Origin of the sequence: Sphingobacterium sp. CZ-2 (assembly GCF_004526235.1) — a bacterium.
In the GTDB taxonomy this organism is placed as follows: Bacteria; Bacteroidota; Bacteroidia; order Sphingobacteriales; family Sphingobacteriaceae; genus Sphingobacterium; species Sphingobacterium tenebrionis.
On sequence record NZ_CP038159.1, the window covers coordinates 3037498 to 3059582 of the forward strand.

Here is a 22085-nt window from a genome sequence, read left to right on the forward strand (position 1 = left end):
CCTATTACCCTTAGGCTAAGCCTTTTTCCTTATCCATTTTATTAATGATCCAATAATACGCAAGGGCGCAGATCAATAAGGTGGTTCCTGCTCCTGTCCATAGGATGTTATAGCCAAAATGTTCGGCTATATAGGTGCCCAGATACGCACAGAATACATTGGCAACTGCAAATGAAAGGGAATTAAAACCCATATAGGCACCTTGGTTGCTTTTGCTTGCCCGAGATATGGAAACTGTTGCCAAAAAAGGTAAGGTGAGCATTTCTCCGGTGGATAAAAGGAACATGGCAAGAAACAACCATGGAATACCATAATCTACGTTCAGCATCATGTAGGAAATCCCCGCAATAACCGTCCCCCAGAGCATGATCTGTTTGACCGAAAAGCGATGCTCCACCATATGGACCAAAATCATTTCAAAAAGTACGATCACAAAACCACTGAATCCTAATAACAGGCCAATCTGGTCAGGTTCTAATAAATGGATTTCTTTATAGTACAAGGGCAGGGTTCCCAACAATTGGAAGAATGCCATATTAAAGAATACACAGATGATGTTAAATATGATGAACAATCCATCTGAATAGGCATTTCGAGTAGGTTTCTGTTCTGCTATTTCCACCTCGGTTTCTTTTGCCTGATTACTTTCTTTCTCAGCTGCAACGTTTGGTTTTCTATTCCGGAAGAAGTAGATAAATACCACAGCGGCTACGGCTGCAGCCAGGGCATTACCATAGAATATCCAATCGTAGGAAATCTTCGCAAGGAAACCTCCCAAAGCTGGACCAATGGAAAATCCCAGGTTGACCGCCATCCGGTTAAGGGAATAGGCGCGGGTAATATTCTCTGGTTTTGCATATCGAGCAACCGAAACGGAGTTGGCCGGACGGAAGGTATCGGCTACTAATGTTAACAGGAAAATCATGGCCGCAAGTCCATGGAAACTACGGAACTGTGGCAAAATTAGGAACAAAGGGATGACCAGGATCAAGCTCCACATCTGAATCTTGAAATTGCCGAATTTATCGGTCAGCCAGCCCCCAAGCCAAGATCCAAATACCGAACCCAAGCCAAAACAGCCCAATACAATACCGATCTGGGGCTTTGAAAAACCCAATTCGGAGGACATGTATATTCCCAAAAAGGGAATAACCATGGAACCTGTTCGGTTGATCAGCATCACTAAGGCTAGCAGCCAGGCTGCCGGGGAAAGCCCCCTGTAAGAATCAATATAGAGTTTTAAGAATGTTTTCATTTGGGTAATAGATTAGCTGTGCCCTTTGCAGGGCATATTAAAAAAATAGCTATGTCTGCAAGATTATGCGTTGGATGAATCCAACGAAGAATTGATCTGATAGGCTACAGATTCCAAACGCTTCTTACCGGTCTGTTTGTTCAGGATGATGTCAATTCTTCCTAAGTTCACACCAGAGCGACCCGTTTGGTTGACCAGGGTAATCTGGCCGGCCAAGTTCTTGACTTCTGTTGGTTTATCCAAAAAGGTATGGGTATGTCCGCCAATAATCAAATCGATATCACGAGTTTGCTGTGCCATCTTCAGATCAGAAGGCTGATCTGTTTCATAGCTATAACCAATATGCGACAGGCAAATGACGATATCACATTTCAGGTCATGTTTCAGCTTTTTGGACATCCTATTGGCTACTTCGATCGGGTCTAGGATCTTCATACCCTTATAACTATTAGGATCTACCAGGCCGTCTAAATTGACACCAACAGCAAATACCCCGATCTTTACGCCATCTCTTGTAAAAACCACGTGTTCTTTGGTTTTGCCCTCCATGATGGTTCCGGTAAAGTCGTAATTGGAAGTTATAAATGGGAAATTCGCCTTGTCAAAATGCTTTAACAGACCAGGGAGTCCATTGTCGAATTCATGGTTGCCGAATGTTCCTGCATCGTATCCTAATTTAGACATCAGTTCCAGTTCCAATTTCCCATCAAAGACATTGAAATAAGGGGTTCCCTGGAAAATATCGCCAGCATCGAATAAAAGGACGTTCTTTTCTTCGCCACGGATCTTTTTGATCAAGGTGCTTCTACGCGCTACTCCACCAAGACCTTGGAAACGGCTCCCATCCATCGGGAATGGGTCGATACGGCTATGCACATCGTTCGTGTGTAGTATCGTAATCTTTACCTCTTTTCCACGGGCAAAACTAGTGCTAGGAAGTCCTGAAAGGGTAGCTGTTGCTCCTAGAGCAAGCATTCCTTTTAAGAAATCTCTTCTATTGAATGATTTTAACTCTTCCATCTAATTTCGATTCTATTTTTTTACCTGATTTGCTGATTCCCTGTATATAATCGATCAAGCCTTCGCGGACCAATTGCGTGGAGGTGGTTTTCTTGACCGGGTTTTCCAATCCCCTCACATGGTCTCCACCATTGGCAATAAAGTCATACGTGATGAGCTTATAGGTTTTGTTGGGATCAATATTTTTGCCGGCGATCTTGAAATCCTGCAGCTTTTTATCCTTGATCAGAATTTGTGCATTGCCAATGGGCTGCCCATTGCTTTCGGCAATGAAATCCGCCAGTCGTAATACATCGGAACCTTTCAATTCCAGTACCACAAAAAGGTTTTCAAAAGGCATGAATTCGAAGATGGTGCCAACGGTGATATCTCCAGCTTTGATGTTGGAACGGATTCCATCTTTTGTAGCCATGGAAAAATCAACCTCAGGGTCGATCTTTCTACCTATCCCCATCATTGCATCCACAAAGAAATTACTCAATAGGCTTTCTGGGAGATTACGATTATGGATCATATTCTCGGTGGAAATGCCAATGACTTCATTCATCTTTGCCTCCAATTGCGTACGATATGGGTTGATATAATTGCTGATCGCCGTGTCCTCTACGATACTATTGTTTATAGCAATCATCTGTTTATTGCTAACAGTAGATTGGTAGTAGGTGGTTTTACAGGAACTTAATGCGAGTAGACCAACGGAAAGGAAGAGCAAATTATAGGTAGAAAACCATGTCTTCATATTAATAATTTTATGCAAAGTTATTAAGATTGCCAACAATACGAAAAAATGGCTGTTATTTTTTGGTTAATTTAATCCTAAGCGCTCTTCGAAATATTTGTTCATGAATAATCGGGTAAGACCCAGGGAAATGGAACGATCGCCCAATTCGGATATGATCAATTCACAATTGTCTGCCAATTTGGTCATGGAATATGTTTGAACCTGTTGGAGTATGGATGCTGACAGGATGGAGGAGGCCCTGGTAAACTCGCCGGTCAACAGGATAGTCTCCGGATTAAATACCTGGATAAATAATGCAATAGCTCGCCCTAGTTTGTTTCCTAGAGAAGAAATCAGCTGAATCGCATATTGATCGCCTTCCAATGCGGCTTGAATAATATGGATGGGTAACAGTTCTTGTTCTTCGCCTTCCAATTTGATCAACGTTGGAGTGCCATTGAGAATATCTTCTTTGGCCTGTTTAACAAGCGCTGAACCAGAAACAATCGTTTCTAAGCAACCCCTCTTCCCACAATAGCATAATTCGCCTTCTTCTTTGAAGGATATGTGCCCCATTTCACCTGAGAAGCCATTCTTTCCCGAATAGATTTTTCCATCGGCAATGATGCCTAAGCCAATACCCCAGTCCAATTGAATGATCAAGGCATTGTTCTTTCTTTTTAAAGGGCCAAAGAATTGTTCAGCCATGCAGTTTACCTTGGCCTGATTCATGATCCTCACCGTCTTGTTGAATTCTATTTCAAGATCTGATGCTAACTGAAAGTCAGGTTCATAAAAAAAGGTGTAGTTGTTTCCCGCTTTTTCATCCACCAGACCCGGCATGGAGATAGCGATTCCAGAGCATTGTTTCCATATTTCGGGATATCCCTGCATGTAATCTTCGATAATGGCTTTGAAGCTGGATAGTTTATTCAGGTTTTTTGAAATCTTAAAACCATAGGTTTTTATGGGTGTAACTAGATTGGAATTGTTATCGAGAACTCCCAGCATAACCGTAAACCTGGTGATTTCAATTGTTAAGATTTTAAATAGATTATGGTTTAATTGAAAAAGATTCGGTTTTCTGCCGCCAATAGATTCACCCCGTTCTTCCTGAAGGATTAATTTCTGATCCAATAACTCGTTCAACATGACACTCAGTGTCGGAAAGCTGAGACTCAATTCGCGCATCAGATCGTTTATGGATGTTTTGCCGGCAGCATAGATGGCCTGTAATAAAGCCATTTTATTCTTGGTAATCTTTGCTGACTTTCTGCTCTTAATGGTATTCGGGGTTAATAATTGATCGACTGCATTCATAAAAGAGAAGTGTTGTATTTCGATAATTAATTTGTGTATGGTTAATAATTTCTCTAAAATAAATAATAATTTTAAAATCGTCGCATATTTTTCTTAAAAAAATGTTAAAATAACAAACTTATTAATTTTTTTAAGTTATTGAGAGTTAATATTTTTCAAAAAAAAGCCGGACTAAATTTAGTCCGGCTAATATTTTAATAATGATGTATTATTTTTTGTCGATTTTATAGACTTTACCGCCATCTGTAAAAGCGTACAAGGCTCCATCTTTTCCTTGGATAACATCCCGGAATCTTTCTCCTTCAGAAGCCAATAATCGCTCTTCTCCAACCACTTTATTATTTTCGATCACCAATCTTGCAATATGCATACTGCTTAGACCACCAATAAATAAGTTGTTCTTCCATTCTGGGATATTGGATCCTGTATAGAATACCATTCCTCCCGGAGATAATACCGGATCCCAATAATATACAGGTTGTTCCAGACCATCCTTTTGTTGGATAGGCGGGTTACCAATGGCTGGTCCACCATACTCAATACCATAGGTGATCGTCGGCCAACCATAATTAAGGCTTGGCTTCACAATGTTGATCTCATCACCTCCACGTGGGCCGAATTCGGAGTTCCAAAGATCTCCCGTAACTGGGTTGAACGCCAATCCTTGCGTATTTCTATGCCCATAGGAATAGATCTCAGGTTTTGCATCTTTGTTATTGGCAAATGGGTTTCCTGATGCCGCTTTACCATCTTTGGTAATACGTACAATCTTACCTAGAGCAGAATTTAAATGCTGCGCTTGAGGTCTGGTTTCTTTATCCGAACGTTCGCCAGTGGATACAAACAGGTTGCCCTCTTTGTCAAAGATAATCCTTCCTCCATAATGCAGTTTTCCTTTGTAGGTAGGTAAGGCTTGATAGATAACCGTAGCGCCTTCAATTGTTTTTTCATCGGCAGAAAGCTTTCCTTTACCTACCGCAGTATGGTTACCACCAGTTACTGGTTCAGAAAACACCCAGTACACCATACGGTTGCTCGCGAAATCTGGATCCAAAGTAAGGCCTAATAAACCGCCTTGTCCATCAGAATCTACTTTTGGCAATCCGGTGATCGGTGCACTAACACTTCCGGTTGTAGGATCCAATATGATCATGTTCCCTTCGCGTTGTTGGGTTACCAATATTCTTCCATCAGGTAGAACGGCTGCTCCCCAAGGGTTCTTCAATCCTTGTGCAATGACCTTTCCTTCGTATGGAGTTTTTGTTTTGACACCTGCAATTCGGGTTTGACCTTCAAAAGCAGGTTTATAATCTGTATTTGCTTTGCCAGTTTCAACTGGAGGATATTTGGTCGTATCCTGAACAATAGTTGAACTGTCTTTGATTTCTGTTCCGTTATTATTTGTTCCGGAACATGAAATAAAAGCGGTTGCTGTTGCATAAACCAAAGCACTTGTAAGCTGTTTCTTCATGGTGAGGTGAGGTTTTTTTGTTATATTTTGTGTAAATCTTTTTAATTAAACTCCGGACGCTTCGGAAAGTTTGCGACGTGGGCATATTTCGGTCCCATACTGATGATGGTTTCCTTCCAAAGATCTTCCCCATCATTGATGAAGGTAAGATCGATATTAAAGGAATTATGCACCGCCCAGGAGTTCTGTTTAATTTCCTGATCCAATTGCCCGATACTCCATCCGGAATATCCTAAGAACAATTTAACTTCATCTTGGTTCAGTAAATTGTTGTTTATTAATTCCTTTAAGCGATCAAAATCTCCGCCCCAGTACAGGTCATCGACAATATGGTTGCCACTTTGGAGTTTGTCAAAAGCTTTGTGGATAAAAAAGAGGGCATTTCCTTCTACTGGGCCACCAAAATAAAGGGGGATCTCCGTGTTGTTCATACCATCCAGTACATCAGATAGATAGAGCATGGATCGGTGATTGAGGACTAGGCCTACCGTTCCTTCTGTATCATTGTGTTCGCACAATAATACGACCGAACGTTCGAAGTTCTGATCCAGCATGAAAGGCTCTGAAATCAATAAACTTCCTGTCTTAGGTATAAATTCGTTGAACATAATGTATAGATGTATGTTAACCAAAAATATAGTTTTTTGATTTTAATTCCATTGTAAAATAGTAATAATTTTAATATCATTTTTATTAAAAAATGGATATTTCGTTAAGTTTGTAGCAAATACATTAGCGTCATGTCCATCGAACATAAAGAAATTGCGGCTATACGTGAAGACTATGCCAAAAGCAGTCTGAGCGAAAATGAAGTATTGGGAAATCCGATTGATCAATTCAAGAAATGGTTTTCTGAAGCTATGGTGAGTGAAGTCACCGAGCCTACAGCCATGGTGGTATCATCGGCTTCTGTAGACGGGAAACCCTCATCGCGCGTTGTATTGATGAAGGATATCAAAACGGACGGTATCAGCTTTTTCACCAATTATAATAGTCGGAAAGGACAAGAGATTGTCGCCAATCCCTTTGTATCGGTGTTGTTTTTCTGGCCGGAATTACAGCGGCAGGTGCGTATGGAGGCTGAAGTAGAAAAATTGGCTCCAGAAGAATCCGATGAATACTTTTCTTCGAGACCAAGAGGGAGTCAGATTGGTGCCATTGCCAGTCCGCAGAGTGCCATCATCAATAATAGGGAAGAATTGGAACATCGGGTGGCTGAAGTAGCTGCAGAAGTGGGTGAAGGGGAAATCCAAAGACCTAATTTTTGGGGTGGATTTTTATTGAAGCCTTATCGGATGGAGTTTTGGCAAGGTAGGAGCAGCAGGCTTCATGATCGAATCGTTTATAAGCAGGAAGAGGGATCTTGGTCCATCAATCGTATAGCACCATAGCATGTTTGAAAAAGTAAAAGAATTAATCCTGGGGAATCTAGGGGAGCAGGCAATTGTTACCCTTCAGGACCATGGTCTTCAGCCGGCCATCTATATGGATCCCAATTATCTGCTGCAGGCTGCCAAGTTGCTGCGTGATACGGAAGGTTTCTATTTTGATTTTTTGGCCAACATAACGGGGGTGGATTTTCATCCGGCCGCTGAATTTGACGTGGTCTACCACCTAAGTTCCATTCCTTACCAAACGCAATGCGTTTTGAAAGTGAAGCTGGCAAATGATCGTAGCCTGAACAATCTTCCGGAAATTCCTTCTGTTACATCGGTATGGAGAACAGCCGATTGGCATGAACGGGAAATATTTGATCTGATGGGTATATTTTTTACCGATCATCCTGATCTGAGGAGGATTTTAATGCCTGATGATTGGGAGGGGTATCCTTTGCGTAAGGATTATCAAGATCCAGAGTCTTATCATCAAATCCCTATTAAGTAATAATTATTGAATCCAATTAGATTTTCCTATTTAAGATGAGCATCGACGAAAAATATACACGGGGTCTTCGGGATTACGAGGAGAGGATCAATTCGGTTTCCTCTCAGGAAATGGTGATCAATATGGGGCCGCAACATCCTTCTACGCATGGAGTGTTACGGTTGGAATTGATTACTGATGGGGAGATCGTTAAGGATATCATTCCTCATCTGGGTTACTTGCACCGGTGTTTTGATAAGCATGCAGAGTCCATCAATTATACGAAGACCATTCCCTTTACGGATCGGTTGGATTATCTGGCCTCCATGAACAATAGTCATGCTTTTGTGATGGGAGTGGAGCGGATGTTGGGTATACAGGATAAGATTCCGAAAAGGATAGAATATATCCGGGTTTTGGTTTGTGAGCTGAACCGTATTGCTTCGCATTTAATTGCTATTGGAACCTATGGGATCGATATTGGGGCTTTTACACCTTTTATGTGGTGTTTTAGGGATAGGGAGCATATCATGAATATGTTGGAATGGGCTTCGGGATCGAGGATGTTGTACAATTACATCTGGATCGGTGGGCTTTTCTATGATCTTCCGGTGAATTTTGAGGAGCGTTGTTTGGAGTTTGTGGACTATTTCAAGCCTAAATTGCAGGAGTTGGATGGACTACTTTCCAATAACGAGATTTTTATACAGCGGACGGCGAATATCGGGGTTTTGCCTGCTGATGTGGCCATTAATTATGGTTGTTCGGGACCTATGCTGCGTGCATCGGGTATCAAATGGGATTTGAGGAGGGTGGATGGCTATTCGGTCTATCCGGAAATTGAGTTTGATGTTCCTGTGGGAAAAGGGGAGATGGGTTCTTTGGGCGATTGTTGGGATAGGTATAAGGTGCGGGTGGATGAAGTGAAGGAGTCTGTGCGTATTATTGAACAGTGTTTGGAAAGATTGATGGGGGATTTTAAACGGACAGTAGATTTTGATCCGAGGGCTTTGGTTCCTAAAAAGGTAAACCTGAAAGCTCAGGATTATTATGTTCGGGCAGAAAATCCGAAAGGGGAATTGGGATTTTATTTTGTGACTGCGGAAAAGACGGATATTCCTCGTAGGGTGAAGGCAAGAGGACCAAGTTTTAATAATTTATCGGTTTTGCCGGAATTGGGAAGAGGGGTATTGATCGCGGATCTGATCGCGATATTGGGTTCTATTGATATTGTGCTTGGTGAGGTGGATAGGTAGGAATTATTGGTAAGGGTTGGCGAGTTGGATAGGTAGGGTGTGGTTGCAATGGTTGGACGGTTAAAAAATGAAACGTGCAAAAAAGCGCAAAAAATATATTTGAGATATGTAAATAATATTTATATTTGCTGTCTCATAATTTAAGTTTATAATTGGTTAATAGTTAGGGGAGCAATTGCCAGATTGCTTCCCTTTCTTTTTTTAGTTATATGCGTATTTGTACGTTTATGCGTATTTGTGCGTATTCGTTATTGAGAGAAACTTTTCCCGTCATTGCGAGGAGGCACGACGAAGCAATCTTTACGCATGACTGGTAGAAAGATTGCTTCGTTCCTCGCAATGACGAAGGAAGCCGCAATGACGTTAGATTGCTTCGTTCCTCGCAATGACGAAGGACTTCACAATGACATAGGACGTTTATCCTTCAAAATGATCCCAAATTATCTTTGCGATCCTTCTCGTTAAATTTTCAGCCTCATTATCCTTTGTCCAACTTTGATCCTTATTGTTCTTCGTCAAAATCGAAAATACAATATCCCCATGAGGCGCATTCACTAATACAACCTCACCCCGTGCATCATTAACCGACCCTGTCTTACTGATTGTCGCATAAATAGCAGGAATCTGAGATAAGGACCTTTCATTATAAAACTGATTCTTTAAAAACCTATACATTTTATCCGAGTGTTTTTCGGAAATAACCTTTCCATCCCTAATCAATTCAAATAAATGAGCAATTTCATATGGCGTAGTTTGTCCCCAACCATATTTTTTCCAGATATCCTCTCTACCTGCCGTCCTGGAATTCACTTTTGTATTTTTCAATCCAAGATTATCCATCAATGGGTTTATGGTTTGACCACCACCAGCCAATTCCTGAATCCAGATCGATGTCACATTATCCGAATAGGTCAACATTAAGGAAATCATGGTTGATAGATCCGTCTGTGCACTATCCTTATAAAACTGCATCAATCCTGATCCACCATAAGTTCTCTTATCGCTATAAATAAACTTTTGATCCAATTGAACTTCATTGGCGTCTATTTTCTGGAAAATACCAACCAAAAGTGGAACTTTCACAATACTGGCTGTCGGAAAAATACTGTCTGAAGAAATTCGAACTTCTTTTTTGGATTTAAGGTTCTTGACATAGATACCGATATCACCGCGGAAACCATTGATCTCCTGCTGTATTTTTGCCGTTAGTTTTTTATCGATTTTTTGGGCTTGGGAATTTCCGATTATAACAAATATTAAGCAGCAAAAAGCGATCAGTTTTTTCATGGATTAGAATTTTTGGTTATTTTGATTTCGAAGTTAAGGAATCGTAAATAAAAAATATACTACTATGGATTTATATATGTTGGTTATAGGAGGGAAACCCCTTGGAAGACATATTGAGCAACACGATGTGTTTTTCGGAATTGCAGAGGAGCTAAAGGATCTTGTCCCTGCTATGAAAGCATTTTGGCCGGAAATGGATGGGAAGATGCATATTGATTCTTGGCGGAAGGTAAGTAGGGTTGGGGGCTTTAAAGTTTTTGTTAAGGAAAGAATGGATGAAAATGAGGAGGATAGTGATTTGGATAAAAGAGGGCATGTAGCGTTGAGGGATAATTTGTTTTTTGTGAATTTGGGTGGTTATAAGCCGAATGATATGGAAGAATATCATTATAAACAATTGGTGGTTGCAAAAGATTTGGCAGAGGCAAGTAGGATCGCTAAACAAACTGTCTTTTGGAAACATCATGAATCATCGCATATTGATGATAAATATGGGATTGATGTGGATGATATTTACAATGTAGAGGATTTGTTGACGGAGGAGATGAAAGGAAAGTATAAGTTGGTTTTTGAAGAGGTTGTAGGGGGTGATGGTGAAGGAGATGGTGAAATGGGTGATGTAGCAGATAATAGTAGTGAGGATAAGTTAGAAGTCGGTTATCTAAAATTAAGTAAATTGGGAGGGTAGGTTTTTGGGAGTTTCCTTAATCGCATTTCAGTCATCCGCTAACGTCATTGCGAGGAACGAAGCAATCTTTGGACTTTGTCATCCTGAGCATCGCCGAAGGATCTGTACGGGTAAAAACGAACAGATGCTTCGACTGTGCTCAGCATGACATGCGGGAAGATTGCTTCGTCGTGCCTCCTCGCAATGACGAAGGGTTTGGCTCCTCGCATTGACGAAGGATTTACCTCCTCGCATTGACGGAGAGGAGGGTAACAAAAAATAAAATTTCCTATTTCGTTCCTTTTTTGAATTCTGCGTAAGAAACCAGTATATACGCTGTTAGATCCTCTTTAACCGCATTCCTCACAAATTCATAAGTTGGCCTATACCTAGTCTTAAAAAGAGGAAGTTCTGTTGCACTCAAAGGTACCAAACTCAAAATAAGTTCATTAGTAAACTTCCTATCCACCGCACGCTGTTCCTGCTCCAGCTCCAATATCTTAATCGCATTTCTTGCCTGTTTTGCCTCTTTTCCAAATAACCTCGATGGTGAAACCCTCAACCCACCTCTAGTTTGACTCGTCTCCACCGCCTTACTATTGTTTTTTGCTCTTTCGATTTCCCTTGCAATCCGACTATCTGTAATCTTCGTTACGACCACCTCATCGATCACAATGGTCGAATTATCCGGAACCATGTATATCCTTGAGATATCTCCCAATTCCTGATAAATAAAAGCCGTATCGCGATCATATCCACGAAGGGTTAAGCTTAAATAATCGTATTTCTGGCCAGGAATGGTAAAATTTCCCTGCGCATCGGATTTGGTTTCCTTATTTGTCCGAAGGTTCTTGATCTGCACATCAGAAATCCTTTTATCACTTTTTAAATCAATGACAATTCCTTTGATATCCTGGGCAAAACTTAAGGTCATCCCAGCAAAAAGCAGGATGACCATCAATAGTATTTCTTTTATATTTCTCATTCTTATTTTGTGTTCCACACATTATTTTCCGGTCTAATATCCGGGTAAACATTGTCTGGGTCTATTTTAACGCTGGAAAGCTTCTCTGTAGTATTCATCCTAAATCTCCAAGTGCTGTTGTTTTCCCAAACTTGTACCGGAAGTTTATGGCGAACTTTCTTTCCAGATTCCGTAGTGGCTTCAATAACAACCGGCATTGGCATTTTCTCCAGATTACTGATGGAAATCAAGGCTCCTTTAGCTGGATCTGAATCCACATATTCAACTTTATCGATCGCTTGATCCAATTGCCAATTGTTCAATATCCAGCTTCTCCAGAACCAGTTCAGGTTTTCTCCGGTTTCATTTTCGATCACGCGGAAGAAATCCTCTGGTGTAGGGTGTTTATATGCCCAATAGTCAACATATTTACGAAAAGCTGCATCAAAACGTTCTGCTCCGATCACCTCATCCCTCAAAATACGCATCGCATATCCAGGCTTATAGTAGGCCAACATACCAATATTACGTTCTTTCATACCCTGAGGGGTTGTCATCACGGGCTCCAGACCTGGGTTCATAATCATCCGGGTCATCGCATTTCTATTGCCTCTTGGTCTATGGTACTCTCCTTTATTAAACACTTCAGTAGATAGATCGTTGATAAAGGTATTGAACCCTTCGTCCATCCACGCATAAAGACGCTCGTTCGATCCTACGATCATAGGAAACCAGATGTGTCCAAATTCATGATCTGTCACGCCCCAAAGGCTACTGCCTCTAGCGCGGCTGCCACAGAAAACAATCGCAGGATATTCCATACCTCCCACATTGGAAGCCACGTTGATGGCTACTGGATAAGGGTATTCCATCCATTTCTTGGAATAATATTCGATAGATGCTTTGGTGTATTCCGTAGATCTTTCCCAGGCATTTCCACCATTACTTTCCTTCGGATAGGCAGACATCGCCAAGGATTTCTTTCCACTAGGTAAGTTGATCTGGGCTGCGTCTATAATAAAAGCCTTGGAAGATGCCCAAGCAACATCACGGGTGTTGTTCAATCTATATTTCCAGGTCAATGTTGATTTTTGTGGCCTAGAATTCGGATTTGTAACTTCGCTTTCAGAACGGATCAAAACGGTTTTATCGCTGTTTTTCGCTTTATTTAATCGCTCCAACTGCTCTTTGGTCCATACTTCCTGTGGATTCAATAATTCTCCACCCATCACCACGATATGGTTGGCAGGTGCGGTGATCTCCACGTTGAAATCTCCATATTCCAAGTAGAACTCTCCTGGTCCGGTATACGGAAGGTTGTTCCATCCATTCACATCATCGTATACCGTTACTTTTGGATACCATTGGGCAATGGCGTAAATATCACCATTGGATGTTTTCAGGATCCCAGTACGATCAGCACCTTCTGCCGGAACGATATAAGAGAAGTCCATACTAAACTCTACTTTTCCACCATTCGCTGCCAAAGTCTTTGGAAGTTCGATGCGCATGCGGGTATCGATGATACTGTATTTAACTTCTTTTCCGGAATGCTCTTTTACATTACTGATCTTATACCCACCTTGAAACTCATTTCCAGAGCTTCCGTATCGGCTATTGCTCAACGGAACTACCGCTTGACCAATAGATTCTGGATTGAATAGGTTCTGCTCCAATTGCAACCAGATAAAATCCATTTGGTCAGGACTGTTATTGGTATAAGAAATTTTAACATTTCCTTTTACTTCATGTGTTTGGTCATTCAGGCTGACCTTGATATCATAATTTGCTGCATTTTGCCAATATTGATGTCCTGGCTTGCCAGAAGCTGAACGATAAACCGAACCGGTATTGTTATAAAAAACAGGGTTGAAAGCTGCTTTATAATCATATTTAGATTCAACCTTTGTCGCCTGCGGTGCCTGCGTTTGGGCATTTGCTGTTGTTGCTAATAATAAGGCTGCAGCAAATGGAATTAGCATGTTCTTTCTCATAAATTATTTAAGTTTATTGTGGTACTCTTCTTCATTGAATCCAAGAAGAAGGCCTTTATTGGTTTCTATCAATGGTCTTTTGATCATGGAATTGTTGGCCAACAGTACTTGGTTTGCACTTTTGGCATCGGTTACTTGGGCTTGCTGTTCAGGACTTAGCTTACGCCAAGTCGTTCCTTTTTTGTTCACTAAACTTTCCCAGCCCAATTCTTTCTCCCACTTTAGCAATTGGGCCTCTGTAGCAGGTTCTTTTTTATAATCATGGAATTCATAAGCGATTTGGTTTTCATTCAACCAGTCTAAAGCTTTTTTAACTGTATTGCAATTCTTGATTCCGTAAACTTGTAGCATATTTAAATTGTTTCCATGTGAATATTGAAAGCTAAAGATATTAATTTATCTCAAAAGAAGTTTCGTGTATAGGGAATTTTACGGCATATTTTAATAGTGTATTTTATACACTATATTTCTTTGAATCTAAAAAAAACTTTATCTTTATTTTATTAAAAGAAACTAAGATAGAAAAACTATGAGCCTAAAAGATTTCAAAGGTGTTTTAACTGGAGATCAAGTACAAGAATTATTTGAAATTGCGAAGCAACATAACTTTGCATTGCCAGCTGTAAATGTCATCGGAACGGATTCGATCAATGCTGTTATGGAGACTGCTAAGAAAGTGAACTCTCCTGTAATTATTCAATTATCAAATGGTGGTGCACAATTCTATGCTGGAAAATCATTGAACAATGATGGTTTACAAGCATGTATTTTAGGTGCAGTATCTGCTGCTCAACACGTTCATCTATTAGCAGAGCATTATGGTGTAGGTGTGATCTTGCATACAGACCATGCTGCTAAAAAATTACTTCCTTGGATCGACGGATTATTGGATGCTGGCGAGAAATTCTATGCTCAACATGGTAAACCTTTGTTCTCTTCACACATGTTGGACCTATCTGAAGAGCCAATCGAGGAGAATATCGAAATCTCTAAAAAATATTTAGAGCGCATGAAGCCTCTTGGTATGACAGTAGAGATTGAATTGGGTGTAACAGGTGGTGAAGAAGATGGTGTGGACAACTCTGATGTGGACAGCTCTAAACTTTATACCCAACCTGAAGAAGTAGTTTATGCTTATAAAGAGCTATCTGAAGTTTCGGATAAATTTACAGTTGCTGCTGCTTTTGGAAATGTACATGGCGTATATAAACCAGGTAATGTGAAATTGCAACCTATTATTCTGCACAATTCCCAAGAATATATCCGTGAGAAATTTAATTTAACGGCGGAAAAACCGGTTAACTTTGTATTCCATGGTGGTTCTGGTTCTAGTCCGGAAGAAATTAAGGAAGCGATCTCTTATGGTGCTATCAAAATGAACATTGATACCGATATGCAATGGGCTTTTTGGGATGGTGTTCGTGCTTATGAAGAAAAGAACCGTCCATACCTTCAAGGTCAGATCGGAAATCCTGAAGGTTCTGACTCGCCTAACAAAAAATATTATGATCCACGCGTTTGGTTGCGTAAGGGTGAGGAAGCATTCGTTACTCGTTTAACGCAGGCATTTGAAGAATTGAATGCTATTGATGTAAACAGTAAATTATAATTCGACATCTACCGGTTTTATTCAAAACCATTTTTTAAAATATAATAAGGCAGGTTTAATCGGAAGGTTAAACCTGCTTTTTTGTTGTCATATCACCATCAAAAATGTTTGTGGTCATTATTTTTTCCAATAATTATCGTTAATATTACCATATAAGGATTAGGACATGTATAAGGATAGATTTATTAATTTCCTGAAGTTTGAAAAGCGGTATTCTGCCCATACCATCACAGCTTATGAGATGGAAGTGGAAAACCTGTTGAAATTTCTGGAATCCGAGAACATGCCTTTTGAGGAAGTTGATTACAAGTTTCTACGATACTATTTTTCAACCCTGCGGGAGCAGGGGAAAGAAGCAAGTTCTGTGAACAGAGCCATCTCCTCAATCAAATCCTATTATAAATTTTTGCTCCGCGAGGAACTGATCGCCAAGAACCCGATGGCATTGATCAAGGCCATGAAAACTGCAAAGCGATTGCCGGTAGTGGTGGAGAAGGAAAAGATGGTGAAATTATTGGAGCAATTAGATCAAGAAGCGGAGGATTTTGAAAGCCGTAGAGATTTCATTGTGCTGGAATTGCTTTTCGGAACAGGGATAAGGTTGGCGGAATTGTTAAAAATAAAGGAGACGGATATTGATCTTTATAATAAAAAAATACTTATATTCGGAAAGAGGAGCAAAGAGCGTTTTGTTCCGATACACAAAACCTTGGTTGGGGAGTTAGAAAAATACCTGCAACAAAAAAAAGCACAGCAATTCCAAAACATTTCGGAAGAATTGATCGTTAGCAAAGAAGGGAAGCCTGCATATGCAAAGATGATTTACCAGATCGTAAAAAAGTATCTGAGTATGATTACTTCGCAGAAAAAAAGGAGTCCTCACGTATTGAGACATACTTTTGCAACTGCCCTTTTAGATAACGGCGCTGATTTGAACGCAATTAAAGAATTATTGGGCCACGCTGGATTAACTGCAACACAAGTATATACGCATAATTCAGCCGAGCGATTGAAATCAATTTATAAACAAGCACATCCAAAAGCTTAAAAAAAGGAGGAAAAATGAACATTACAGTGCAATCAATTAAGTTTAATGCTGACAGTAAACTAATCGAGTTCATTAAGAAGAGGTCTGAGAAATTGAATCAATTTTTAGACAACATCATTGAAGGGGTTTGCTACCTCAGATTAGAAAATGTGGATGACGAAGCCAATAAGGTCGTCGAGCTAAAATTTAATGTACCTGGCAACCAACTTTTTGCCAAAGCACAGGCTAAGAGTTTTGAAGAAGCAACAGATATTGCCATTGAATCCATCAGGCGTCAAATAAATAAACATAAAACCAAAACAAGAACGGCAACCAGTAATCATAAAGAATTACTGAACGAAGAAGAAGAATTTTAAGGAAAAAGCCCTCGGTAGAGGGCTTTTTTTTAGTATTTAGTAGTTAGTATTTAGTAGTTAGACCTATGTCGGAAAAGTAAGATGGGGAAAAATAAGATGGGGAAAAAAGTAGCCGCCATACAAAGTCTTAATACTAACTACTAACTACTAAATACTGTTAACAAAATACTAACTACTTTATACTAAATACCCCAACACAATTTGGATTAATTCTTAATAATATTTAGATTTGTTCCAAATTAAAGGAAAAAGCAGATGATTTGTCCAGCAGCCAGTTTCGAGGAGATTTTTCAGACAGCGCAAGGTGCAGTATATCAGTGTAGTAGAAAGAATTGTTATTGGTTGGATTTCCAAGGGGAGGCTACGCCCTTTAAAGTGCGAGACTTTTTCCAGTTCAAAAAAACAATAGATAGTATTGATGTGGAAGCTATGTTAAACAATTCTTCCAGATCTTTTGATTTTGAAATTATTATGCCTTTTCGCTCGGAAAGGATTTTTATTCTGACTGTGGAAGATGTACTTAAACTTCAGGAGCTCTTGGCAGGAGCTAAGTTTATGATCGAATTGAATAGTGAGATCAAAGCTTGTCTTCAACAAAAAGCGGTATTAGCCTGGTAAGTTTGTCATCGAAATACTATTCTTTGTCATTCCATTCTCATTCTTTGTAATTATACTGATTCTAAATAGATTAGCCATTTAAACGTTTAATTTAGACTGAATTTGTATAGCAGATTTTTTCGATAAATTTTTTTAAATAGCCGTATCTTTGATATGTCAGTTAGAGGGAATGTATCCTTCAGAACTTAAAATATATAAAAATGAAAGATCTATTAAAATTAAAAACATCCATCTCCGAAGAGATCGAGAACATATTGAACGCACAGGTTAAAATTGAAGCACATGCATCTGCATTGTACTTATCCATGTCTGCTTGGTGTGATGATCAAGGATTAGATAATGCTGCAGCATTCTTCTCTAAACAATCCAATGAAGAACGTGAGCATATGTTGAAGATTTTCAATTATATATCTGCACGTGGTGGTCGTTCCATCTCTCCAGAAGTAACCAATGTTCCTGTTGATTTCGAATCTTTCAGAGGTGTATTTGAACAAACATTAGAGCAAGAAATGTTCGTAACAGAGCAGTTCAACAAAATTGCTGACAAATGTTTCAAAGCGAAAGATTTCGTAACATTCAACTTTATCCAATGGTTCTTAGAAGAGCAGGTAGAAGAAGAATACATTGCACGTCGTATCCTTGAATTGTTCGATGTAATCGGCGAAGAAGGTACCGGTCGTTGGGAAATTGATCGTCATTTAGTTAAAGTAACATTCGACGGCGAATAATCTCCGCGTAAAAAATAAAGAAAAACGGGCTAAAAGTAATTTTTAGCCCGTTTTTTTATACAATTATTTTAAGTTTAAACGTTTTAATGGTAAATTGAGTTTGAAGTATTATTTATTGAAATAAGGAAACATTATAGTTTAATATCTGTGCGAATAATCCTTTCTATAACGATGGCCATTCTGCTGTTCTCGACAGTCTTTCTGAAGGCGTATGCCCAAGAAAACCATCGCAGCATAGAAGGATTGGTCGTAGATACTTCCGGCTTAGGCTTAAAAGGGGTCAATATCCGCCTTGTGGGTGAACAGGATACGCTTAAGACCGTTACGGACAACAATGGATTCTATCAACTCAAAGGCATTAATGGAAAAGTTGTTAATATTTCCTATAGTATGTTTGGTTTGCAGATTGTAAACCGCAGTTATGTTTTCAAGAAGTTTGTAGATCAAATCTATGCCCCCAAAATCAGCATGTTTCCACAATTGAACCTGATTGATGAAGTCAGGATCCTAAAAGTCATTCCAGTTATAAATCGCGGAGATACCATCCAATTTAATATGCGAGCTTTTAGTGTGCCTGAAAAAGCGATGTTGGAAGATGCATTGAAAATAATGCCTGGCTTTCAGGTATTAAGGGATGGTACCACTTATTTCAATGGTCAAATGATCACATCGGTACAGGTCGATGGAAGGAAGTTCTTTGATGGTAACTTATTGATGGCCACGAAGAACCTCCCTGCCGATTTTGTGAAGCATCTGGAGGTTATCGATGACTATGGGGATGTTTCGCAAGAAAAAGGGATCAAGAATTCAGAATCTGAAAAGATCATCAATATCGTACTGGAAGATAATAAAAAGAAGATCACTTTCGGACAAGCAACCTTAGGCGGTGGAACCAGCGAAAGGTATATCGGTAGTGTAGGAGTCAATAAATTCAACGATGGCCAGGAAATTTCGGTGGTCACATCGGTCAATAACACCAATACCAGTCTGTTCACTTTCGGTAGCCCAGATGGGGCAGGAGGCCGATCTTCCGGATTGGGGGATGTGGGAGATTTTTCCGATCAATCCGATGGATTGAATAAGCTGTCCTCCATAGGTATCACCTTTTCCCAGAATCTTAATAAGTACATTTCCTTATCTGGGGGCTATACTTACCAGAACAGACAGAACATTACCGAGGGTAATTCTTTGCTGACCTCCTCCTATTATGGCTATAAGATCAATAAAAAGGAAGATTTTGAACGAAAAATGGATGATAATTTCCATAGGGTACAGCTGGAAATAAATTCTACCCTAAAAAACCAGGATATTTTAAAGATTGTCCCTAAACTATCCTTCAATCGTTCCTATAACTATAACCTTAAGTCCTCCAACCTGAGCAATTACCGGATCAGAGAGCGCGGAAGTTATAATGATACCTCCACCACAATAAATCCCAATGCGGAATTCTCCATGCTCTATTCGAAATATTTTAAGAAGAGCAAACGGAAATTAGTGGCAGATGGAAGGATATCCTATCAATCCTTAGATAAAGATGAAAACATTCGGGAAGATTATGTAATCTACGATTCTACAGGCATTGAACCTGTTATCAATTTCTTTGAACAGAAGCAATTGGTTGATTCCCGCAATAACACCAGCTCAATGAAAGGCTCTGTTTCCTATGTGGAGCCCTTTTTTGACCATAGTCTTTTAGAGGTATTATACGATATTGATGTGACCAATATCGAGGCAAGACGAGCCGTACGGAATCCCATCGGTAATGGCGGGGGATGGGTAGACTCGCTGGGTATCGATTATGCCTACCAATTCAAGAGTTATAAAACGGGTTTAAACTATCAGTATGAGCCGAATGAACGATTCCGCGTCAATATGGGCTTTTCTGTTCAACCGGTATCCTTATCCGGAAAGATTGAGGGGGATACAATTACCCATGAATATAGCAATGTCAACCTGGTTCCTACGACCAATCTTCGGTATCGATTTTCCAAGAATTTTGAAATGGAACTGAATTACTTGGGAAAAAATATCCAACCGAATTTCCTTCATATCTCGCCAGTACGGGATAACTCCAATTCCAGGAATATCATCGTCGGAAATCCATCCCTGAAAGCCGAATTCTACAATCGTTTTTCAACCTCTCTCAAGAAGTTTGTCACCAACAAAGGACAATATTTCGAAACTAATTTTGCTTATACCTTTATTAATAATAAGATCGTCAGTTCGAAGAAATCCCTGTCGAACGAAACTGTTCAGGAAACGACATACGAAAATACAGATGGTTATTATGATGTAAAATGGAATTACTATTTCAATACCCCGTTCCTGAACGATAATTTTCAAATGGATATCTCCGGAAATATTGATTACCTGAATAATCTATCCTTTGTAAACGAATTGAAAAGCACCACCAGGCAATTATTGTACAACCAGAATCTGATCTTAAGGTACAACTGGAACGAATATTTCGAATCAGTATTCAATAGTAATTATTTCTTGAACAGAGCCACCTATGAGCTCCCATACAAGAACAAGATTGCTGCCCATTCCTTCCTGTTGAGTCTTGGCGGAAGGGGCTATATCAATGATAAATTTATGGTTGGAACGGAGATGTCCCAAAAATTCTATAAGGGTTATGTTTCTGAAATATCCGATGTTAATCCGACGATCATTAATGCCTATGTAGAATATAACTTTTTAAAGAACAATATGGCAATGCTCCGGTTTCAATGTTTTGATATGTTAGATCAGAACAAGAACGTAGGCATTATCACCGAATATGTAGGAAACGATGTGTTCGAATCCAGAAACAATCGTTTGGGGAGATATTTTATGCTCACCTTGAACATGCGCCTACAGAGTTATCCAAATAAAAAATAATGCAAGCAGCGATCATCACCGAATACGGTGGACCCGAAGTATTAAGAATAGAAACCCAGGAAGATCCACAACCCGCAGCACATGAAGTGCTTTTAAGTGTAAAGGCTGCAGGGATCAACAGACCCGATGTTTTCCAAAGGAAAGGGAATTATCCAGCTCCTCCAGGGGTATCCAATGATATTCCAGGCTTAGAGGTTTCCGGGATCATAAAAACACTGGGCAAAGATGTGCAGGGCATGTCGGTAGGCGATGAGGTATTCGCTTTATTAGCTGGTGGAGGATATGCAACGGAGGTCTGCGTGGCTGCTGAACTTTGTATCCCAAAACCAAAAAACATCAGTTTTGAGGAGGCCGCTTGTTTTCCGGAGACCTTATTCACGGTTTGGCACAACCTCTTTCAACGCGGCAACCTAAAGGAAGGAGATCAAGTGTTGATCCATGGGGGATCAGGTGGCATTGGTTCCATGGCTATTCAATTGGCCAAACTGTTCGGTGCGACCGTCTATACTACCGTTGGTTCTGCTGAAAAAGCTGAATTTGTAAAGCAGCTAGGTGCAGACAATGTCATTAACTACCAAGAAGAAGATTTTGAAGAAGTATTAAAAGATAAAAAGATCAATTTGATCCTTGATAGCATCGGCGGATCCTATTTCAATAAGCATATCCAACTATTGGAACCCGATGGAAGACTGATCCACATCAATGCCGTACAAGGTGCAAAAGTAGAACTGAACCTGCTCAAGATGATGCAGAAGAGGATATGGATTTCGGGATCAACCCTGCGAAGCAGAGACCTGAATTTTAAAATAAACCTAACATTAGAAATAAAAAACAAAATCTTACCATTCATTGAATCGCGTAAATTAGTACCTGCCGTAACCCGAGTTTTCCCATTTGAAGAGGTTTCTGCCGCACATTTATTTTTTGATAGCCCTAAACAATACGGTAAAATAGCGCTTAAAATGTATAGCTAAATACTTTTAGCATTAGGTTTTGTAGTTTTTTTTGTTATTTTTATGAAAAGAAAA

General features: G+C 39.8%; 21 protein-coding genes. 11 read left to right on the forward strand and 10 right to left on the reverse strand.

What is annotated here, in order from left to right; all coding sequences use genetic code 11:
* Nucleotides 1–10: 10 nt before the first annotated feature.
* From E3D81_RS13335 to E3D81_RS13360, 6 genes are all read right to left on the reverse strand, one after another.
* Nucleotides 11–1255, reverse strand: coding sequence for an MDR family MFS transporter (locus E3D81_RS13335; RefSeq protein ID WP_134777756.1), 1245 nt, complete (start codon nucleotides 1253–1255; stop codon nucleotides 11–13).
* 63 nt (nucleotides 1256–1318) lie between these two features.
* A complete protein-coding gene (locus E3D81_RS13340) occupies nucleotides 1319–2275 on the reverse strand; it encodes a metallophosphoesterase (protein WP_099365642.1) in 957 nt (318 codons plus the stop codon).
* The gene (locus E3D81_RS13345; RefSeq protein WP_245153220.1) at nucleotides 2250–3014 is read right to left on the reverse strand and encodes a 5'-nucleotidase C-terminal domain-containing protein; all 765 of its coding nucleotides are present in this window, start codon (nucleotides 3012–3014) and stop codon (nucleotides 2250–2252) included. The genes E3D81_RS13340 and E3D81_RS13345 overlap by 26 nt, the downstream gene beginning before the upstream one ends.
* Before the next feature lie 66 nt (nucleotides 3015–3080).
* A complete protein-coding gene (locus tag E3D81_RS13350) occupies nucleotides 3081–4316 on the reverse strand; it encodes an ROK family protein (protein ID WP_134777757.1) in 1236 nt (411 codons plus the stop codon).
* 208 nt (nucleotides 4317–4524) lie between these two features.
* Nucleotides 4525–5787, reverse strand: coding sequence for a PQQ-dependent sugar dehydrogenase (locus E3D81_RS13355; RefSeq protein WP_134777758.1), 1263 nt, complete (start codon nucleotides 5785–5787; stop codon nucleotides 4525–4527).
* A 41-nt stretch (nucleotides 5788–5828) separates the two neighbouring features.
* Nucleotides 5829–6395, reverse strand: coding sequence for a YqgE/AlgH family protein (locus E3D81_RS13360; RefSeq protein WP_099365645.1), 567 nt, complete (start codon nucleotides 6393–6395; stop codon nucleotides 5829–5831).
* 132 nt (nucleotides 6396–6527) lie between these two features.
* On the opposite strand from E3D81_RS13360, the gene pdxH reads away from it, so the two are divergent.
* From pdxH to E3D81_RS13375, 3 genes are read left to right on the forward strand one after another with little or no spacing between them, the layout of a single operon-like run.
* Entirely contained in the window at nucleotides 6528–7178 is a 651-nt protein-coding gene (pdxH, locus tag E3D81_RS13365) for a pyridoxamine 5'-phosphate oxidase (protein WP_134777759.1), read from the forward strand.
* Nucleotide 7179: 1 nt separating this feature from the next.
* The gene (locus tag E3D81_RS13370; protein WP_134777760.1) at nucleotides 7180–7671 is read left to right on the forward strand and encodes an NADH-quinone oxidoreductase subunit C; all 492 of its coding nucleotides are present in this window, start codon (nucleotides 7180–7182) and stop codon (nucleotides 7669–7671) included.
* Between the two features lie 35 nt (nucleotides 7672–7706).
* The gene (locus E3D81_RS13375; protein ID WP_134777761.1) at nucleotides 7707–8906 is read left to right on the forward strand and encodes an NADH-quinone oxidoreductase subunit D; all 1200 of its coding nucleotides are present in this window, start codon (nucleotides 7707–7709) and stop codon (nucleotides 8904–8906) included.
* Nucleotides 8907–9323: 417 nt separating this feature from the next.
* Here E3D81_RS13375 and E3D81_RS13380 read toward each other — a convergent pair whose 3' ends face one another.
* Nucleotides 9324–10193, reverse strand: a complete 870-nt coding sequence (locus tag E3D81_RS13380) for a serine hydrolase (protein WP_134777762.1) — start codon at nucleotides 10191–10193, stop codon at nucleotides 9324–9326.
* Nucleotides 10194–10257: 64 nt separating this feature from the next.
* Between E3D81_RS13380 and E3D81_RS13385 the strand changes: the two genes are divergently transcribed.
* The gene (locus E3D81_RS13385) at nucleotides 10258–10881 is read left to right on the forward strand and encodes a DUF1543 domain-containing protein (RefSeq protein ID WP_134777763.1); all 624 of its coding nucleotides are present in this window, start codon (nucleotides 10258–10260) and stop codon (nucleotides 10879–10881) included.
* Between the two features lie 268 nt (nucleotides 10882–11149).
* On the opposite strand, the gene E3D81_RS13390 is transcribed toward E3D81_RS13385, so the two are convergent.
* Genes E3D81_RS13390 through E3D81_RS13400 form a run of 3 tightly spaced genes read right to left on the reverse strand, consistent with a single transcriptional unit; the run spans nucleotide 11150 to nucleotide 14169 of the window.
* Nucleotides 11150–11845 (reverse strand): hypothetical protein, encoded by a 696-nt coding sequence (locus tag E3D81_RS13390; RefSeq protein ID WP_134777764.1) that lies wholly within the window; start codon nucleotides 11843–11845, stop codon nucleotides 11150–11152.
* 2 nt (nucleotides 11846–11847) lie between these two features.
* Complete coding sequence (locus tag E3D81_RS13395) at nucleotides 11848–13818, reverse strand: M1 family metallopeptidase (protein WP_134777765.1); 1971 nt, start codon at nucleotides 13816–13818, stop codon at nucleotides 11848–11850.
* Nucleotides 13819–13821: 3 nt separating this feature from the next.
* Nucleotides 13822–14169 (reverse strand): ArsC family reductase, encoded by a 348-nt coding sequence (locus tag E3D81_RS13400; RefSeq protein ID WP_134777766.1) that lies wholly within the window; start codon nucleotides 14167–14169, stop codon nucleotides 13822–13824.
* A 178-nt stretch (nucleotides 14170–14347) separates the two neighbouring features.
* Here E3D81_RS13400 and fbaA point away from each other — a divergent pair, with 178 nt between their 5' ends.
* The 7 genes from fbaA to E3D81_RS13435 all read left to right on the forward strand — a co-directional run bounded on the left by fbaA (nucleotide 14348) and on the right by E3D81_RS13435 (nucleotide 22031).
* The gene (gene fbaA / locus E3D81_RS13405) at nucleotides 14348–15427 is read left to right on the forward strand and encodes a class II fructose-bisphosphate aldolase (RefSeq protein ID WP_134777767.1); all 1080 of its coding nucleotides are present in this window, start codon (nucleotides 14348–14350) and stop codon (nucleotides 15425–15427) included.
* Nucleotides 15428–15593: 166 nt separating this feature from the next.
* Nucleotides 15594–16475, forward strand: a complete 882-nt coding sequence (locus E3D81_RS13410) for a tyrosine-type recombinase/integrase (protein WP_134777768.1) — start codon at nucleotides 15594–15596, stop codon at nucleotides 16473–16475.
* A 14-nt stretch (nucleotides 16476–16489) separates the two neighbouring features.
* Nucleotides 16490–16831 carry a ribosome hibernation-promoting factor, HPF/YfiA family gene (gene hpf, locus E3D81_RS13415; protein WP_099367972.1) on the forward strand — a complete coding sequence of 114 codons (342 nt, stop codon included), beginning with the start codon at nucleotides 16490–16492 and terminating at the stop codon, nucleotides 16829–16831.
* A 255-nt stretch (nucleotides 16832–17086) separates the two neighbouring features.
* A complete protein-coding gene (locus E3D81_RS13420) occupies nucleotides 17087–17449 on the forward strand; it encodes a DUF6686 family protein (RefSeq protein WP_134777769.1) in 363 nt (120 codons plus the stop codon).
* A gap of 200 nt (nucleotides 17450–17649) precedes the next feature.
* Nucleotides 17650–18177, forward strand: a complete 528-nt coding sequence (locus E3D81_RS13425; RefSeq protein WP_099367974.1) for a ferritin — start codon at nucleotides 17650–17652, stop codon at nucleotides 18175–18177.
* 147 nt (nucleotides 18178–18324) lie between these two features.
* Nucleotides 18325–21057 (forward strand): TonB-dependent receptor, encoded by a 2733-nt coding sequence (locus E3D81_RS13430; protein WP_167554304.1) that lies wholly within the window; start codon nucleotides 18325–18327, stop codon nucleotides 21055–21057.
* A complete protein-coding gene (locus E3D81_RS13435; protein WP_134777771.1) occupies nucleotides 21057–22031 on the forward strand; it encodes an NAD(P)H-quinone oxidoreductase in 975 nt (324 codons plus the stop codon). The genes E3D81_RS13430 and E3D81_RS13435 overlap by 1 nt, the downstream gene beginning before the upstream one ends.
* The last annotated feature ends 54 nt before the right edge of the window (nucleotides 22032–22085 follow it).

What these genes read in the sequence shown, in the direction of transcription:
- E3D81_RS13335 (WP_134777756.1), bottom strand. Translation starts at nt 1,255, where the DNA reads ATGAAAACATTCTTAAAACTCTATATTGATTCTTACAGGGGGCTTTCC.
- E3D81_RS13340 (WP_099365642.1), bottom strand. Translation starts at nt 2,275, where the DNA reads ATGGAAGAGTTAAAATCATTCAATAGAAGAGATTTCTTAAAAGGAATG.
- E3D81_RS13345 (WP_245153220.1), bottom strand. Translation starts at nt 3,014, where the DNA reads ATGAAGACATGGTTTTCTACCTATAATTTGCTCTTCCTTTCCGTTGGT.
- E3D81_RS13350 (WP_134777757.1), bottom strand. Translation starts at nt 4,316, where the DNA reads ATGAATGCAGTCGATCAATTATTAACCCCGAATACCATTAAGAGCAGA.
- E3D81_RS13355 (WP_134777758.1), bottom strand. Translation starts at nt 5,787, where the DNA reads ATGAAGAAACAGCTTACAAGTGCTTTGGTTTATGCAACAGCAACCGCT.
- E3D81_RS13360 (WP_099365645.1), bottom strand. Translation starts at nt 6,395, where the DNA reads ATGTTCAACGAATTTATACCTAAGACAGGAAGTTTATTGATTTCAGAG.
- pdxH (WP_134777759.1), top strand. Translation starts at nt 6,528, where the DNA reads ATGTCCATCGAACATAAAGAAATTGCGGCTATACGTGAAGACTATGCC.
- E3D81_RS13370 (WP_134777760.1), top strand. Translation starts at nt 7,180, where the DNA reads ATGTTTGAAAAAGTAAAAGAATTAATCCTGGGGAATCTAGGGGAGCAG.
- E3D81_RS13375 (WP_134777761.1), top strand. Translation starts at nt 7,707, where the DNA reads ATGAGCATCGACGAAAAATATACACGGGGTCTTCGGGATTACGAGGAG.
- E3D81_RS13380 (WP_134777762.1), bottom strand. Translation starts at nt 10,193, where the DNA reads ATGAAAAAACTGATCGCTTTTTGCTGCTTAATATTTGTTATAATCGGA.
- E3D81_RS13385 (WP_134777763.1), top strand. Translation starts at nt 10,258, where the DNA reads ATGGATTTATATATGTTGGTTATAGGAGGGAAACCCCTTGGAAGACAT.
- E3D81_RS13390 (WP_134777764.1), bottom strand. Translation starts at nt 11,845, where the DNA reads ATGAGAAATATAAAAGAAATACTATTGATGGTCATCCTGCTTTTTGCT.
- E3D81_RS13395 (WP_134777765.1), bottom strand. Translation starts at nt 13,818, where the DNA reads ATGAGAAAGAACATGCTAATTCCATTTGCTGCAGCCTTATTATTAGCA.
- E3D81_RS13400 (WP_134777766.1), bottom strand. Translation starts at nt 14,169, where the DNA reads ATGCTACAAGTTTACGGAATCAAGAATTGCAATACAGTTAAAAAAGCT.
- fbaA (WP_134777767.1), top strand. Translation starts at nt 14,348, where the DNA reads ATGAGCCTAAAAGATTTCAAAGGTGTTTTAACTGGAGATCAAGTACAA.
- E3D81_RS13410 (WP_134777768.1), top strand. Translation starts at nt 15,594, where the DNA reads ATGTATAAGGATAGATTTATTAATTTCCTGAAGTTTGAAAAGCGGTAT.
- hpf (WP_099367972.1), top strand. Translation starts at nt 16,490, where the DNA reads ATGAACATTACAGTGCAATCAATTAAGTTTAATGCTGACAGTAAACTA.
- E3D81_RS13420 (WP_134777769.1), top strand. Translation starts at nt 17,087, where the DNA reads ATGATTTGTCCAGCAGCCAGTTTCGAGGAGATTTTTCAGACAGCGCAA.
- E3D81_RS13425 (WP_099367974.1), top strand. Translation starts at nt 17,650, where the DNA reads ATGAAAGATCTATTAAAATTAAAAACATCCATCTCCGAAGAGATCGAG.
- E3D81_RS13435 (WP_134777771.1), top strand. Translation starts at nt 21,057, where the DNA reads ATGCAAGCAGCGATCATCACCGAATACGGTGGACCCGAAGTATTAAGA.